Annotated in this window: 12 protein-coding genes and 1 pseudogene; 10 read left to right on the forward strand and 3 right to left on the reverse strand. The window is 67.2% G+C overall.

Translation table 11 applies throughout. The features are described from left to right. The first annotated feature begins 59 nt into the window (after positions 1 to 59). The 3 genes and pseudogenes from FAZ69_RS11475 (at position 60) to lipA (ending at position 2284) form a co-directional block, all read left to right on the forward strand. A complete protein-coding gene (locus FAZ69_RS11475; RefSeq protein WP_136894398.1) occupies positions 60 to 386 on the forward strand; it encodes a DUF2917 domain-containing protein in 327 nt (108 codons plus the stop codon). Positions 387 to 459: 73 nt separating this feature from the next. Continuing rightward, a pseudogene (lipB, locus tag FAZ69_RS11480) lies at positions 460 to 1179 on the forward strand (lipoyl(octanoyl) transferase LipB); the annotation flags it as partial. A gap of 109 nt (positions 1180 to 1288) precedes the next feature. Beyond that, positions 1289 to 2284: a lipoyl synthase gene (gene lipA / locus FAZ69_RS11485; RefSeq protein WP_136894402.1), complete on the forward strand. Its 996-nt coding sequence runs from the start codon at positions 1289 to 1291 to the stop codon at positions 2282 to 2284. Between the two features lie 107 nt (positions 2285 to 2391). Here the strand turns inward: lipA and FAZ69_RS11490 are convergent, their stop codons facing one another. Then, a complete protein-coding gene (locus FAZ69_RS11490) occupies positions 2392 to 4218 on the reverse strand; it encodes a methyl-accepting chemotaxis protein (protein ID WP_136894404.1) in 1827 nt (608 codons plus the stop codon). A 233-nt stretch (positions 4219 to 4451) separates the two neighbouring features. On the opposite strand from FAZ69_RS11490, the gene tauA reads away from it, so the two are divergent. The 6 genes from tauA (at position 4452) to FAZ69_RS11520 (ending at position 12356) form a co-directional block, all read left to right on the forward strand. Then, positions 4452 to 5468, forward strand: coding sequence for a taurine ABC transporter substrate-binding protein (tauA, locus tag FAZ69_RS11495; protein ID WP_136894406.1), 1017 nt, complete (start codon positions 4452 to 4454; stop codon positions 5466 to 5468). A gap of 50 nt (positions 5469 to 5518) precedes the next feature. Beyond that, positions 5519 to 6316 (forward strand): taurine ABC transporter ATP-binding protein, encoded by a 798-nt coding sequence (locus FAZ69_RS11500; RefSeq protein WP_136894408.1) that lies wholly within the window; start codon positions 5519 to 5521, stop codon positions 6314 to 6316. Continuing rightward, positions 6313 to 7194, forward strand: a complete 882-nt coding sequence (locus tag FAZ69_RS11505; protein ID WP_136894411.1) for an ABC transporter permease subunit — start codon at positions 6313 to 6315, stop codon at positions 7192 to 7194. Before FAZ69_RS11500 ends, FAZ69_RS11505 begins: the two co-directional genes overlap by 4 nt. Positions 7195 to 7577: 383 nt before the next feature. Beyond that, entirely contained in the window at positions 7578 to 8858 is a 1281-nt protein-coding gene (locus tag FAZ69_RS11510; RefSeq protein WP_136894413.1) for a dicarboxylate/amino acid:cation symporter, read from the forward strand. Between the two features lie 80 nt (positions 8859 to 8938). Next, positions 8939 to 10909, forward strand: coding sequence for a sensor histidine kinase (locus FAZ69_RS11515; protein WP_136894415.1), 1971 nt, complete (start codon positions 8939 to 8941; stop codon positions 10907 to 10909). Between the two features lie 40 nt (positions 10910 to 10949). Further along, positions 10950 to 12356: a sigma-54-dependent transcriptional regulator gene (locus tag FAZ69_RS11520; RefSeq protein ID WP_136894952.1), complete on the forward strand. Its 1407-nt coding sequence runs from the start codon at positions 10950 to 10952 to the stop codon at positions 12354 to 12356. A gap of 113 nt (positions 12357 to 12469) precedes the next feature. On the opposite strand, the gene FAZ69_RS11525 is transcribed toward FAZ69_RS11520, so the two are convergent. Both FAZ69_RS11525 and FAZ69_RS11530 read right to left on the reverse strand, forming a co-directional pair. Further along, positions 12470 to 12997, reverse strand: coding sequence for a peroxiredoxin family protein (locus tag FAZ69_RS11525; protein WP_136894417.1), 528 nt, complete (start codon positions 12995 to 12997; stop codon positions 12470 to 12472). A gap of 231 nt (positions 12998 to 13228) precedes the next feature. Further along, on the reverse strand, positions 13229 to 13678 hold the full coding sequence (locus tag FAZ69_RS11530; protein ID WP_136894419.1) for a hypothetical protein: 450 nt from the start codon (positions 13676 to 13678) through the stop codon (positions 13229 to 13231). 277 nt (positions 13679 to 13955) lie between these two features. Between FAZ69_RS11530 and FAZ69_RS11535 the strand changes: the two genes are divergently transcribed. Further along, on the forward strand, positions 13956 to 14558 hold the full coding sequence (locus FAZ69_RS11535) for a hypothetical protein (protein WP_439654762.1): 603 nt from the start codon (positions 13956 to 13958) through the stop codon (positions 14556 to 14558). The last annotated feature ends 181 nt before the right edge of the window (positions 14559 to 14739 follow it).

Genomic DNA, 14739 nt, shown 5'->3' on the forward strand with positions numbered 1-14739 from the left:
GTAATCCCTTGATGCATCTACGATTCTAGTCACGAAGCAGCTACCTGACGGAGTCGATCATGCAAGAAATTTCCTCAAGCATCACGTTCGAAATCCAGCCCGGCGAGACGGTGCCGATGATGGTCACGAAGAGCACCCGGCTCACGGTGCAGGGTACGGCGATGTGGGTGACGCGCAGCAACGATACCGAGGACTATTGGCTGGAGCCCGGCGATTGCCTGCGGCTGCGCCGCGGCGAGCGGCTCTGGCTCAGCGCCGAGGGCGGCCGGCCGGCAACCGTCGCGTTCTGGGTCGCGCCGCGGCGGCAGGACGGATGGCTCGACTCGCTGGCGAGAGTCGGCGAGCGGCTCGGGCTGCGCATGAGGTCCGGCTGGCGGACGGTCTGATGCGGCTGCCGGCGAATTCGGCTGATGATTGGGGCCGGCGGGGCGCGCGCGATTTCGGTAAACTACTGCGATCATGTGTGCCACGCCGGTTTCCCTGCTTTCCAGTTCCTCCGCTTCCGAAGCGCCGCCCATCCTCCTGCGCTGGCGCGGAACCGAATCCTACGAAACGAGCTTCGACGCGATGCGCGCGTTCACCGACGCACGCGCTGCCGACACCCCCGACGAGATTTGGCTCGTCGAGCATCCCCCCGTCTTCACGTTGGGCCAGGCCGGTGACCCGGCACACCTGCTCGCAGCCGATCCCGCCATCCCGCTCGTCAAGGTCGACCGCGGCGGCCAGATCACCTACCACGGCCCGGGCCAGGTCGTCGCCTATCTGCTGCTGGACTTGCGCCGCCGCAAGCTGATGGTGCGCGAGCTGGTCGCGAAGATCGAGGAGGCCGTGATCGAAACCCTCGCGGCGTATAATCTCGCGGGCGCTCGCAAGGCGGGCGCGCCCGGCATCTACGTGGCCCCGGGGCCGCATGCCGGGACGCACGAGGGGGCGAAGATCGCGGCGCTCGGCCTCAAGATCCGCAACGGCTGCAGCTATCACGGCGTGAGCCTGAACGTGGAGATGGATTTGCAGCCGTTCCTCGCGATCAATCCCTGTGGCTACGCGGGACTCGAAACGGTCGACATGGCGACGCTTGGCGTCGCCGCCGGCTGGGACGACGTGGCCAGTACCCTCGCGGCCCGCCTTGCCGCCAACCTCGACGGCGCTCCCGCGCACCGCGCTCAAGAAAGCGCCGGGCCGCCCCAAGATTTCTTGACCCCCCTCGGGGGGCCTGGCGCGCAGCGCCAGGTCTGGGGGCTCTCTCAACCGCAGGCCGGCACTGCCGCCGTCCGAATGGATCAATCGAATGACTGACGTTACCGCGAACCCCGCCGACTCCGCCTCCGACGCCGCGCCGGCTGCCTACGACGCCACCGCCAAGCAAAAGGCGCAGGCCAAGACGGCGCGCATTCCGATCAAGATCGTCCCGATCGAAAGGCTGAAGAAGCCCGAGTGGATTCGCGTGAAAGCCGCGACCGGCAGCTCGCGCTTCTCCGAGATCAAGCAGATCCTGCGCGAGCACAACCTGCACACGGTGTGCGAAGAGGCGAGCTGCCCGAACATCGGCGAGTGCTTCGGCAAGGGCACGGCGACCTTCATGATCATGGGCGACAAGTGCACGCGCCGCTGCCCGTTCTGCGACGTCGGCCACGGCCGTCCCGATCCGCTCGACGAAAACGAGCCGGCCAATCTCGCGCGCACGATCGCGGCGCTCAAGCTCAAGTACGTGGTGATCACGAGCGTCGACCGCGACGATTTGCGCGACGGCGGCGCGGGCCACTTCGTCGAATGCATTCGCCAAGTGCGCGAGCAGTCGCCCGAGACGCGCATCGAGATCCTCACGCCGGACTTCCGCGGCCGCCTCGACCGCGCGCTGACGATCCTGAACGCCGCGCCGCCCGACGTGATGAACCACAATCTCGAAACGGTGCCGCGTCTCTACAAGGAAGCGCGCCCGGGCTCGGACTACGCGCATTCGCTGAAGCTCCTGAAGGACTTCAAGGCGCTGCATCCCGATGTCGCGACGAAGTCGGGCCTGATGGTGGGTCTCGGCGAGACCGAGGAAGAGATCCTGCAAGTGATGCGCGATTTGCGTGCGCACGACGTCGACATGCTGACGATTGGCCAGTACCTGCAGCCGTCCGAGCATCACCTGCCGGTGCGCGCGTACGTGCATCCCGACACGTTCAAAATGTACGAGGAAGAGGCCTACAAGATGGGCTTCACGCATGCGGCGGTCGGCGCGATGGTGCGTTCGAGCTATCACGCCGATCTGCAGGCGCACGGAGCGGGCGTGGTGTAAAGCGCCGCAGCACCGTAGAAATAGAATCGGGCGGCTCAGGCCGCCCGATTCTTTTGGCGCGCACGAGATGACGTGCGCGGATCACGTCCCTTCTTGCTTGCCGGTCCTCAAAGGGCCGCCATCGAGCCGCTCTTCGCGAGCTTGAACGCGCCGACGCTTTGCGCGAGCGTTGCCGCCTGCTCGCGCAGCTGGCTCGCCGCGGCGGCCGATTGCTCGACGAGCGCAGCGTTTTGCTGCGTCACGTTGTCGAGCTGCGAGAGCGCCTGGTTCACCTGCCCGAGCCCCGTGCTCTGCTCGGAGGTCGCGACGCTGATCTCGCCGATCACGCTCGCGATGCTGCGCACGCCGTCGACGATCTCGTTCATCGTCGTGCCGGCCGTCTGCACGAGCCCCGAACCCGCTTCGATCTTCTCCACCGACGAGTTGATCAGCTCCTTGATCTCCTTGGCTGCCTGGGCGCTGCGCTGCGCGAGCGCGCGCACTTCGCCGGCGACGACCGCGAAGCCGCGGCCGTGCTCGCTCGCGCGCGCCGCTTCGACGGCTGCGTTGAGCGCGAGGATGTTGGTCTGGAACGCGATGCCGTCGATCACGCCGATGATGTTCGCGATCTGCGCCGAGGCCTGCGTGATCTCGTTCATCGTCGCGACGACCTCGGTCACCACGGCGCCGCCGCGCATCGCCACCGTCGAGGCCGATTCGGCGAGCCGGCTCACCTGATTGGCGGAGTCGGCCGAGTTGCGTGCGGTGCCGGCGATCTCCTCGAGCGCCGCCGCCGTTTCCTGCAGGCTCGACGCCGCGTGTTCGGTGCGGCTCGACAGGTCCTGGTTGCCTTGCGCGATCTCGGCGCTGGCGACGTTCACCGATTCGCTGATCGTGCGGATCTGCAGCAGCAGGTCGCTGATCTTTTCGGCGAACAGGTTGAACGCGCGCGCGATCTGCGCGGCTTCGTCGTCGCCCGTCGCGGGCAGGCGGCGCGTGAGGTCGCCGCTGCCCGAGCTCACGTCGGCGAGCGCGTCGCGCACCTGCAGCACGCGCCGGAACGCGGCGTTCGTCAGCGCGCCGACGAGCGCCGCCGCGATCAGCGCGACCACGACGATCGCGATCAGCGTCGTGGTCGCCACTGCGCGCATGCCGGCGGTCACTTCGGACTTGTCGAGCGCGAGCACGAAGCGCCAGTCGGTGCCGGCGATCGGCTGCGCCTGCAACAGCTTCGTCGCGCCGTCGACCGCGACCGGGATCGGCGCGGTGGCGTTCGCGAGCGAGCCGAGCGCATCGCTCGTCAGGTCGGGCGAGAGGTCCGTCGCCGGCTTCATGACCTGCTCGCTCTTGGGCGCGACGAGCAGCTTCCCGCTCTGGTCGACGAGGAAGGCGAAGCTCGACGGCGTCGGGTGCGCGGAAGTGACGACCGAGCTCACCCCGTCGAGGAACACGCTCGCCGCGATCACGCCCTTGAGCGCGCCGTCGCGCATGATGGGCACCGCGAACGAGATGGCGTACTTGCCGGTCGAGGCGTCGGCGAACGGCTTGGTCACGGTCAGATGGCCGGCCTCGACGGCCTGCTTGTACCAAGGTCGCGCCGTGGGGTCGTAGCCGGGCGGCAGCGTCGTGCCGAAGGTGAACGCGGTCTTGTCGGGCAGGCCGAGCGTCGTCACCGTGAAATCGCCGGACTTGGCGAGCAGCGTGAGCTCCGTGCTCGGGTCGCCTTGCCCGATGACGATCGTGTCGGCCAGCGCCTGCGCGATGCGCGCCTTGCCGGCGATCCATTCCTCGATCGCGAGCGCGTGGCCGGTCGAGACGGCTTTCAGGTTTTCGTCGATCGTCTGCTCGTTGTCCTGCTTCACGACGTAGTAGACGAGACCCCCGGTTACCGCGAGCGCGGTGACGACGATAGCGACACAGGTCGCCAGAATCCGCGTGCGAATCGATGAAAACATTGAGCTGTCCGTTTTGAGTGATGTGACGGGTGGGTGCCGGGTCTGCCGGGAGAATTCACCCATGGGTTATCGGCACGAGAGGATGGGGACTTTAAGTGCGCCTCGGCCCGGAAATGGAAAGGATTGCCGGTTCTTCGTGAATAGCAATCGACAATTCGTTAGAACGGCGCGCGCCCAAAATCCCTATAGTCGGAAGCCTTCCAGACAACAACGTCCATCGACGGGGCTTTCGCATGAAACGATCCTTACGCACTCTTGCCGCGGCGCTCGTTGCGCTGTCCACGCTGGTTGCATCCGGCGCTCGCGCCGACACGCGCGAAGTCGTGATCGCCTATCAGGACATGGTCGTGCCGTGGCGCTACGCGCAGGCGACCGGTGAAGTCGAGAAGGCCACCGGGTACAAAGTCACCTATCGCAAGCTCGCGAGCGGCGCCGACGTCGTGCGCGCGCTCGCGTCCGGCTCGGTGCAGCTCGGCGAGGCCGGCTCGAGCCCGATCGCGGCGGGGCTTTCGCAGGGCGTCGACATTTCGCTCTTCTGGATTCTCGACAACATCAACGACGCCGAGGCGCTCGTCGCCCGCGACGGCTCCGGCGTGACGAGCGTCGCCGGCTTGAAGGGGCGCAAGATCGGCGTGCCGTACGTGTCGACGTCGCACTTTCACACGCTCGTCGCGCTGCAGAGCGCGGGCGTGAATCCGTCCGACGTGAAGATCGTCAACCTGCGGCCCGCCGACGTCGCGGCGGCCTGGGATCGCGGCGACATCGACGCGACTTACATCTGGGACCCGGTGCTCGCGAAAGTGAAGAAAAACGGCCGCGTGCTGATCACGTCGGGCGAGATCGCGAAAGCGACGGGCAAGGCGACGTTCGACGGCTTCGCCGTCGATCGCAAGTTCGCGCGCGAGAACCCCGAGTTCGTCGCGCGTTTCGTGAAGATCATGGCGGCCGCCGACGCGAGCTATCGCGATCACAAGGCGGCCTGGAACGCGGGTTCGCCGCAGGCCGCGGCCGTGGCGCAGGAGTCGGGCGCGAACGCCGAGGACGTGCCCGCGAGCCTCGCGCTCTACGCGTTTCCGACGCTCTCCGAGCAGGCGTCGCCGGCATGGCTCGGCGGCGGCGCGCAATCGGGGGCGGCGAAGTCGCTGGCGGCGACGGCGGCGTTCCTGAAGACGCAGGGCACGATTCAGAACGTGCTGCCCGATTACGCAACGGGCGTCGATCCGCAGTTCGTGCAACGGGCTTTGCGCTGAGCCCGCGCAGTCGATATGAGATTCGGACTTCGACATACCCGGGTGCCGGGATGAGCGTCATCGAGATTCGACAGCTTGGCGTGGCGTACGAGGGAGCGCGGGGCCGCGCGCGCAGCGTGGCGCTTGCCGGCGTGAACCTGCGCATCGAGGCGGGCGAATTCGTCGTGGCGCTCGGCGCTTCGGGATGCGGCAAGACCACGCTGCTCAACTGCATCGCCGGTTTCATCCGGCCGACCGAAGGCGAGGTGCGCATGAACGGGCAGGAAGTCGCCGGCCCGGGCGCCGAGCGCGGCGTCGTGTTTCAGAAGTACGCGCTGATGCCGTGGCTCGACGTGCTCGGCAACGTCGCACTCGGCTTGCGCTTCAAGGGCGTTGGCAAGCGCGAGCGCGAGCGCGTCGCGCGCGAAACGCTCGCGCTCGTCGGGCTCGAGCGGCACGCGCATGCGCGGGTCTACGAGCTGTCGGGCGGGATGCAGCAGCGGGTGGGCATCGCACGCGCGCTGGCGAGCGATCCGCAGGTGCTGCTGATGGACGAGCCGATGGGCGCGCTCGATGCGATGACGCGCGAGTCGATGCAGGAGCTCGTGCTCGACGTCTGGGGCCAGACGCGCAAGACGGCGTTCTTCATTACGCACAGCGTCGAGGAGGCGCTGTTTCTCGCGACGCGCCTCGTGGTGATGTCGCCGAGCCCGGGCCGCATCGCCGAGACCTTCGAGCTGCCGTTTGCGAGGCGCTTTCTGGAGACGCGCGATGCGCGCGCGGTGAAGTCGTCGCCGGATTTCATCGCGTGGCGCGAGCGGCTGGTGGCGCTGCTGCATCGCCGGGTAGAGGACGGGGTCGCGGCATGAGCAGCCAGGAATCGTTGGCCGAAGCGTCCGTGGGCGGGGCGAGAAGCGATGCGGTGCCGCGTCGGCGCCTGAGGCATGCGACGCGCTCGCAGACCTATCGGCTGCCCGGCGAGGGATCGACGGCCGCCTTGAGCGCGGCATCGGTCGCCTTCCTGATTGCGCTCTGGTGGCTCGCGACGCATCTGCACTGGATCGCGCCGCTTTTTTTGCCGTCGCCCGAATCTGTCTGGAGCGCATTCGCCGACGCATGGCGCGGCCGGATCCAAGGCGGGCTGCCGCTGCCCGAGCATCTCGCGTGGAGTGCGCTGCGCGTGTTCGGCGCATTTTTCCTCGCGGCGCTGACGGCCGTGCCGGCCGGCATCCTGATGGGCGTGAGCCGCGTCGCGCGCGGCCTGCTCGATCCGCCGCTCGAGTTCTACCGGCCGCTGCCGCCGCTCGCCTACCTGCCGCTCGTCGTGATCTGGTTCGGCATCGACGAAACCGCGAAGCTCGTCGTGATCTACCTCGCGTGCTTCGCGCCGATCGCGATGGCGGCCCGCGCGGGCGTGAAGAGCGCCAGCGTCGAGCAGATCAACGCTGCGTATTCGCTTGGCGGCACGTTCTTCCAGGTCGTGCGCTTCGTGGTGCTGCCGGCCGCCTTGCCCGAGATCCTGACCGGCTTGCGCATCGCCGTCGGCTTCGGCTGGACGACGCTCGTCGCGGCCGAAATGGTGGCCGCCACGGCTGGGCTCGGGCAGATGGTGCTCAATGCATCGAGCTTTCTGCGCACGGATGTCGTGGTGATGGGCATCGTGCTGATCGGCGCGATCGCGTGGCTCTTCGATCTGGCGATGCGCGCGCTGGAGCGGCGGCTCGTGCCGTGGAAGGGGCGGGGGTAGGCGAGACGCCCGCTTCGCCCGCCAGGCCGAGGCGGAATCCGGAATGCCGGACGCCCGCCTGTCCGGTTTTCCGGAATGCTGGAAATCCGCGTCGCACTTGCTCTCAAAAAATCCTTAAAAATCAAGACGCCGGCTCGGATCATGCGGCTGGCATCGACCTTGCAATCAAAGCGCCCGTGGCCGCAAAGGCCCGCCTACCTACTAAAGCAAGGAGACAGCCGATGATCGATTCCCTCGCCACTCAGCCCCGCAAGTCCTGAACCCGTCGCGTCACCGCGAAACGTCGCGCCTTCGCCCGGCGGCCGGCCTTTGCCGTTCGCGCCGCGCGGGGGATCGTACAGGCCCCACGGCCCATCGGCCGGCCCACTCAGTCTGGAACCACCGTGAAGAAACCGTTCTATAAAGTCCTCTATGTCCAGGTGATCGCAGCGATCATCGTCGGCATCGTCTTCGGCCACTACTCGCCCGATCTCGCGGTCGACATGAAGCCGCTCGGCGACGCCTTCATCAAGCTCATCAAGATGGTGATCGGCCCGATCATTTTCTGCACGGTCGTGACCGGCATCGCCGGCATGCAGGACATGAAGAAGGTCGGCCGCGTCGGCGGCAAGGCGCTGCTCTACTTCGAAGTCGTCTCGACGTTCGCGCTCTTGCTCGGCCTTATCGCCACGCACGTGCTCAAGCCCGGTGTCGGCTTCAACGTCGACGTCGCCACGCTCAACGGCAAGGAAGTGGCGAGCTACGCCGCGAAGGCGCACGGCCAGACCACGGTCGACTTCCTGATGCACATCATTCCGAACACGATCGTCGACGCGTTCGCGCAAGGCGAGATCCTGCAGATCCTGCTCGTCGCGATGCTGATGGGCAGCGTGCTCGCGCAGCTCGGCGAGCGCGGCAAGGTCGTCACCGACTTCATCGAAAGCATCTCGCACGTGTTCTTCGGCGTGGTGCGCATCATCACGAAGCTCGCGCCGATCGGCGCGTTCGGCGCGATGGCGTTCACCATCGGCAAGTACGGCGTGGGCTCGCTGCTGCCGCTGCTCAAGTTGATCGGCACGTTCTACCTGACCTCGGTCGTGTTCGTGGTCGTCGTGCTCGGCATCATCGCGCGCATGGTCGGCTTCAACATCTTCCGCTTCGTCAGCTACATCAAGGAAGAACTGCTGATCGTGCTCGGCACGAGCTCGTCGGAAGCCGCGCTGCCGCAGCTGATGGAAAAGCTCGAGAAGCTCGGCTGCTCGCGCTCGGTCGTGGGCCTCGTCGTGCCGACCGGCTACTCGTTCAACCTCGACGGCACCAACATCTACATGACGATGGCGGTGCTCTTCATCGCGCAGGCGACCAACACCGATCTCACGCTCACGCAGCAGCTGACGCTGCTCGTCGTGACGATGATCACCTCGAAGGGCGCGAGCGGCGTCACGGGCGCGGGCTTCATCACGCTGGCCGCGACGCTCGCCGTGGTGCCGACGATTCCGCTCTCGGGCATGGTGCTGATCCTCGGCATCGACCGCTTCATGAGCGAATGCCGCGCGCTGACGAACATCGTCGGCAACGGCGTGGCGACGGTGGTGGTCTCGGCGTGGGAGAAGGAGCTCGACCGCGCCCAGCTCGCGCGCGCCTTGCGCCGTGAGGTGGCCGTCGACGAGAAGGCCGCAGTCTGATCGACGCTTGGGCCGGACGGCGGCGCGCGATGCGCTGCCGTCCCGCATTGAATCGGTTGCGCCTGGTGCGGGACGAATAGATGAACGCGACAGGCGAACACTGGGGCGACGAGCCGAGCGGCGCGGCACGTTATGCCAAAATAGTCGATCCCTATCGACTGGAATCCGCCACCGTGACGCGCCGCCTGATCGTCGTCCTCGCGCTTCTCGCGATGCTCGCGGCCGCCTGCGCGCTGACCTGGAACGTCACCTGGCAGCGCGGAGCGGCGGAACTGCGGCGCAACGCGGCGGTGCGCGCCGACCGCACGACCAACGCGCTCAAGAGCACGCTCGAGCGCTACGAATCGCTGCCCTACCTGCTCGCGGCGCATCCGCTCGTGCAGGACGTGCTCGCGAATCCCACGCCGGACGGCGTGGCGCGCGCGAACCGCTATCTGCAAGACGTGAACCGCCACGCGCGCGCCACGCAAACCTACATCATCGGCGCCGACGGCTTGTGCGTCGCGGCCAGCAACTGGGGGCAGCCGGACAGCTTCGTCGGCGTCGAATACCGCTTCCGCCCTTACTTCGTCGACGCCGTGAAAGGCGGCGTCGGCCGCTTCTTCGGGATCGGCACGATCTCGCACGATCCTGGCTATTTCATTTCGCAGCCTGTCTACCGCGACGGCAAGATCGTCGGCGTCGCGGTCGTCAAGCTCAATCTCGAATGGTTTCCCGGCACCGACGCCTTCGAGCCGCTCGTCGTCACCGACGACCACGGCGTGATCTTCCTGTCGTCGGTGCCCGCCTGGAAATACCACACCGTGCGGCCGTTGCCGGGGCCGGTGGCGACGTCGATCTTCGAGACTCGCCAGTACGCGCAGCAGACCATCGCGCCGCTGCCGATGACGGTCGAGGGGCAGCTCGAAGACGACGCGCGGATCGTGCGGATCGGCGGCGGGCGGCTTGCGCCGCGCTATCTCGCGACGCGCCGCTCGGTCGGCGTGCCGGACTGGCATCTGATCACGATGGCGTCGGTCGATTCCGTCGATACGGACGCGCGCAATGCGACCGTCGTCACCGGCTTCGGCTTCGTGTCGCTGTGCCTGCTCGGTTTCTATTGGCGGATGCGCCGCGCGCGCGTGCGCGAGGTGATGAGGAGCCGCGCGCTGCTGCAGAAGGCGTATGCGGAGCTCAATCAGCGCGTGGCCGAGCGGACGGCCGATTTGTCGGCGGCGAACGAGCAGCTGCAGAAGGAGGTCGGCGAGCGCACGCGCGCCGAGCAGGAGTTGCGCGCGGCTCACGACGAGCTCGTCCAGGCGAGCAAGCTCGCCGCGCTCGGTCAGATGGCGGCGGGCATCACGCACGAGCTGAACCAGCCGCTCGCGGCGCTGCGCGGCTTTTCGGACAACACGCGGGTGCTGCTCGAACGTGGCGACCAGGCGGCCGCCCGCGAGAATCTCGAAGCGATCGCGGCGCTCACCGAGCGCATGGGCAAGATCACGAACCAATTGAAGCTGTTCGTCGGGCGGGCGCGGCCGCGCAACGAGCGAGCGCCGGTGGCGCGTGCCTTGCGCAATGCGCTGCAGTTGCTGCAGAAGCGCCTGCAGGGCGTCGCGCTGGAGGTCTCCTTGGCGGAGGTGGACACGGGCGCCGAGCGCTCCGTTCCGTTCGACGTGAACGCCGAGCACCCGGAGCTCGTCGCGCGTTGCGACGACCTGCGTCTCGAGCAAGTGCTCATCAATCTGCTCGGCAACGCCCTCGATGCGGTGGCGGGGATGGCCGAACCGCGCGTCGCCGTCGACATCGAAGCGAGCGGCCCGGCGCTTGTCGTCACCGTGCGCGACAACGGCCCGGGCATCGCCGCCGACGCGCTCCCGCGCCTCTTCGAACCGTTCTTCACGACGAAGGAAATGGGGCAGGGGCTTGGTCTGGGTCTCGCGATCTCATCGTCGATCGCGCGCGATTGCGGCGGCTCGCTCACGGCGCGCAACGCCCCCGAAGGGGGGGCGGTCTTCGTCTTGACGCTGCGCCGGGTGCGCACGCATAGTCCGGACACGCTTCCTTCGTGATCCCGTGAATTCCACCCTCTCAAGCAACCCGCGACAAGCGATGGCGAACGGCCTGCAAGTTATCTATATCGAGGACGACGAACTGGTGCGCCGCGCCAGCGTGCAAAGCCTGCAACTGGCCGGCTTCGAGGTGAGCGGCTACGCGTCGGCGGAAGCGGCGCTGCGGGCGATCGGCTCCGCTGCGGCGTCCGGCTCGATCGACGGCGACTTCCCGGGCGTCATCGTCAGCGACATCCGCCTGCCGGGCGCAAGCGGCCTCGAATTGCTCGCGCAGTGCCGCGAGCGCGCGCCGGACGTGCCGGTGATCCTCGTCACCGGCCACGGCGACATCTCGATGGCCGTCCAGGCGATGCGCGACGGCGCGTACGACTTCATCGAGAAGCCGTTTGCGTCCGAACGCCTGATCGAGACCGTGCGCCGCGCGCTCGAGCGCCGCATGCTCGTGCTCGAAAACCTCGCGCTGCGGCGCGAACTGGCCGGCCAGAACGCGGTCGCGCCGCACATCATCGGCCGCAGCCCGGCGATCGAGCAGGTGCGGCGCCTGATCGCGAACGTCGCGCCGACCGATGCTTCCGTGCTCATCAACGGCGATACGGGCGCGGGGAAGGAGTTGATCGCACGCAGCCTGCACGAAATGTCGCCGCGCCGCGCGAAACCGTTCATCGCGGTCAATTGCGGCGCGCTGCCGGAGCCGATGTTCGAGTCGGAGATGTTCGGCTACGAGCCTGGCGCGTTTACGGGTGCGGCAAAACGCCGCATCGGCAAGCTCGAGCATGCCTCGGGCGGCACGCTGTTCCTCGACGAAATCGAAAGCATGCCGCTCTCGCTCCAGGTGAAGCTGCTGCGCGTGCTGCAGGACGGCGTGCTCGAACGGCTCGGTTCGAACCAGCCGATCCGCGTGAATTGCCGCGTGATCGCCGCAGCCAAGGGCGATATGGCCGAGCACGTCGCGGCGGGCATCTTTCGGCAAGACCTGCTCTACCGGCTGAACGTCGTGACGATCGCGCTGCCGCCGCTCAACGAGCGCCGCGAAGACATCGTGCCGCTCTTCGAGCACTTCCTGCTCGATGCCGCGGTGCGCTACGGGCGTCCGGCGCCGATCCTGACGGACGGGCAACGCGCGGCGCTTGTGCGGCGCGACTGGCCCGGCAATGTGCGCGAGCTGAGGAACGCCGCGGACCGCTTCGTGCTAGGCATCGCCGACGGCTTGGGCGACGCGGCGCACGGGGCGGCGTCAGACGCCGCGCCAGCGAGGTCGCTCAAGGAGCAGGTCGAGCAATTCGAGCGGGCGGCGATCGCCCAGGCGCTGGAGCAGGCGGGCGGCTCCGTCGCCACGGCAGCTGACCGCTTGCAGCTCGGCAAGGCGACGCTCTACGAGAAGATCAAGCGGTACGGCCTTTCGGAGCGTAGCGAAGGCGGCAAGGATGTCGAGAAGGATGGGAACTGAGGAGGGGAGGCCGGCGCAAGCCTGTTATTAGCGTGAACAGGCCCTAGAGGAAGCTGGCCGGAAACGAAACGGGCGCGCCGCGGCACGCCCGTTATGGTGAGTCTGCCGCAGGGTCAGGTGCTCAGCGCCTCGGTCAGCAGTTGATCGAGCTCCGCGAACTGCGGCTCCCCGACATAGCGCTTCAGGATCTTGCCGTTCTTGTCGATGACGAACGTCGTCGGCGTCAGCTGGACGTTGCCGAACTGCTTGGCGGCGCTGCCGTCATCCATGGCGATCTTGAACGGCAGCTGGCGCGTTTGCGCATAGTTCACCACGTACATCGGCGCGTCGTAGTTCATCGCCACCGCCACGAATTCGAGGCCCTTGCCCTTGAAACGGTTGTATGTGTCGACCATCTGCGGCATTTCCTTCATGCAGGTCTCGCAACTCGTCGCCCAGAAGTTGACGAGATAGACCTTGCCCTTGAGATCGGCCGTCGAGATCTTCTGCCCGGACAGTAGGGTGAACGTGGCGTCGGGCGCCTGTTGCTGGCCGCCGAAGGCGAAATAACCGGCGACGGCGATGGCCGCGGCCACGATCGCCATCGCGATATAGCGGACGGGACTGGCGCGGCGGGGCGTGGAAGCGGGAGTCTGACTCATGGATCGAACCTCGGGGGCGCAAAAGCGCGGCAAACTGGCGCGTATTGTACCGTCGCGCCGCCGATCCCGCATGGGTGGCGGCGCTGCCGGGGCGCTGAACTTCGATATGAGCGGCGGCCGACCCGGACGCCGCTCATCGTTATCAACAATCGCTATTTTTGTGCTTCATCCTCTTGCCGCCGGTGCTCCGGCGACCTTTCGCGCCGTTTCCGCGCTCCGCGCCGACTGCGCTCAATCCCAGTGCTTCTCGTGATGCTTGTGATGCTTGTACGACGACCGGCTGTAGTCATGCCCGCGTTCGTCCGCGTACGAATTGTTGCGGGAGACATTGCCGCCCAACGCGGCTCCGGCGCCTCCGCCGAGCGCCGCGCCGACGAGGCCGCCGGTGGTGCCGCCCATGGCGTTGCCGGCCGCAGTGCCGGCGCCGCCGCCGAGCGCGCCGCCGATGATGGCGCCCGTGCGTTCGCGCCTGTTCGAGGTGACGGCGCCACCCGCGCCGCCGCCCACAGCGCCGCCGATCACCGCGCCGGTGCTGCCGCCGACCGCGTTGCCGACCGCTGCGCCGGCCACGCCGCCCAGCGCGCCGCCGAGGGCGTTGTTCAAGTCGCCCGCCACTGCTGACAACGGCACGGCAACTGTAATGGCGGCGATGGTCGCGAGTCCCGCAATCTTTTTAAGCATTTGGTTTCCCCTGTGGTTTTGAGATAGCGGGCGCCAGTCTAGCAAGTGGGGGTGAAAGTGGTCTGTAAAAATGTGTTAGAGGTCTGACGTGTCTGTTACAGCGCCACGGGGGCGGCTGTCGGCTCGACGAGGTCGGGTGCGACGCCTTTGCGCCGGATCGTCCCGTAAGATATGGCCCCGTCAATTCCGCTTTTTCGAGCTATCTCGGTTTTCGCGTCTCATGTCCCGTTCAGCCCTGAGTGTTTTTGCTTCGTTGGGCCTGGCCACGCGCCGGGTTGTGCGTTCTTCTGTCCATTTCGTCACGGGTTCTTCCGCGAGCGCTGCCTGCCGCGCGGGCGCCCTTGGCGACATTCTGCGCACGGCGGCCGGCGTCGCCGTCCTGGGCTGCACGCTCGCCGCGTGCTCGCCCGACTACGATTGGCGCACGGTCACGAACAACGCCGACGGCTATACGATTGACCTGCCGGCAAAACCGATGTCCGACGAGCGCGACGTCGACATCGGCGGCAGGCCGATGAAGATGAAGATGCAGTCGGCGCATGCCGAGGGGGCCGTGTTCGCTGTCGGCACGGTGATCCTGCCGGACGACGACCCGCAATTGCGGCAATCGGTGCTCGACTATCTGCGCACGGGGCTGGCGCGCAATCTGGGCGCGGCTCCCGATGCGCGCGCGACGCAGGTGCCGCTGGCGGCCGGCGGCGACGTGCCGGGCGTGGAGATGAGCGTCAGCGGAGACGCCGGCGAAAAGCGCGAGCACAAGACGATCGAGGTGCGGCTCGTTGCCCGGGGGCGGCACGTCTACCAGGCGACGATCATCGCCGACAAAGCGCTGCCCCAGGAGCAGGTCGACCAGTTCTTCCAATCGTTCAAGCTCTACTGATCTGCGGGCCATCCGACGGACGAAACGGGCGCCTAAGATCGCGCCTCAAAGTGAAAGTTCCTTCATAGGATATGTCGCTAATTGCCGGATTTTGCGACGGTTTTTCGTCTATCCACAGCTGTTGTGGATAACTTTGTTGAAAACTCCGCCGTGGTGGCCCCAGATCCCCGTCCTGCGGGCC

Origin of the sequence: Trinickia terrae, assembly GCF_005144415.1 — a bacterium.
Taxonomy (GTDB): Bacteria; Pseudomonadota; Gammaproteobacteria; order Burkholderiales; family Burkholderiaceae; genus Trinickia_A; species Trinickia_A terrae.

Coding starts and splice junctions, on each gene's coding strand:
- tauA (WP_136894406.1), top strand. CDS start 4,452: ATGAAACGATCCTTACGCACTCTTGCCGCGGCGCTCGTTGCGCTGTCC.
- FAZ69_RS11475 (WP_136894398.1), top strand. CDS start 60: ATGCAAGAAATTTCCTCAAGCATCACGTTCGAAATCCAGCCCGGCGAG.
- FAZ69_RS11490 (WP_136894404.1), bottom strand. CDS start 4,218: ATGTTTTCATCGATTCGCACGCGGATTCTGGCGACCTGTGTCGCTATC.
- FAZ69_RS11530 (WP_136894419.1), bottom strand. CDS start 13,678: ATGCTTAAAAAGATTGCGGGACTCGCGACCATCGCCGCCATTACAGTT.
- FAZ69_RS11515 (WP_136894415.1), top strand. CDS start 8,939: ATGAACGCGACAGGCGAACACTGGGGCGACGAGCCGAGCGGCGCGGCA.
- FAZ69_RS11505 (WP_136894411.1), top strand. CDS start 6,313: ATGAGCAGCCAGGAATCGTTGGCCGAAGCGTCCGTGGGCGGGGCGAGA.
- FAZ69_RS11520 (WP_136894952.1), top strand. CDS start 10,950: ATGGCGAACGGCCTGCAAGTTATCTATATCGAGGACGACGAACTGGTG.
- FAZ69_RS11500 (WP_136894408.1), top strand. CDS start 5,519: ATGAGCGTCATCGAGATTCGACAGCTTGGCGTGGCGTACGAGGGAGCG.
- lipA (WP_136894402.1), top strand. CDS start 1,289: ATGACTGACGTTACCGCGAACCCCGCCGACTCCGCCTCCGACGCCGCG.
- FAZ69_RS11525 (WP_136894417.1), bottom strand. CDS start 12,997: ATGAGTCAGACTCCCGCTTCCACGCCCCGCCGCGCCAGTCCCGTCCGC.